General features: G+C 44.7%; 1 protein-coding gene. It reads right to left on the reverse strand.

The window, feature by feature from the left end; all coding sequences use genetic code 11:
• Positions 1-646 (reverse strand): class I SAM-dependent methyltransferase (locus J5224_RS33360; protein ID WP_264629178.1); only part of this gene is annotated, 646 nt, incomplete at its 3' end.
• Positions 647-658 lie beyond the last annotated feature (12 nt).

Below are 658 nucleotides of genomic sequence, written 5' to 3' on the forward strand. Positions count from 1 at the left end.
TAGGGCCGACAACGCCTTTAATTTCAATCTGTTTAAAGTCAGCTTTCGCCACTTCAGCGTCCATTTCTTCAGGCAAGTGAAAGTGCCATGACGGTGAACGTGTCCTGAGTCCTGTTTTGACCTCATGGGATACCATGTCAAAATAAGCATCATCAAGAATCAGTTCGCGCTTGATGCCATAAAATACGCCCGCGTATCGATTGATTGCGAAAGCAAAGAGTATTCCTCCCGGTTTAAGAACCCGATAGGCTTCTTTTAACACCCTCAATCTGCTGTTTTCATCGGTAATATGATAGAGCGGGCCGTGCACGATGACGGCATCGAAGGTGTTGTCAGGAAAGGCTAAATCTTGAGCGTCGCCGACGTGAAAACCGTGCAACGCAATGCCGGTTTCTGCACTGACCTTTCTCGCTTTTTCGATATGTATCGGAACGATATCAAACAGGTGTACTTCATGACCGCATTTTGCCAGTTCAAAGGAATAGACGCCGGTAGCGCCCCCGATATCAATGACCTTCTGCTTATTCAGCAAGTATTTCTTTAGCAATTGAAGCGTTCGTCGTTGCTGAATTTTTCCAAAAGCATCTAAATGACGAAAATGTTCATTAAAGGTATTCGTATAATAGTCGACGACGTTGTTTTCCATTTTCGATCTCAG

Source organism: Candidatus Symbiopectobacterium sp. NZEC135, assembly GCF_025962695.1.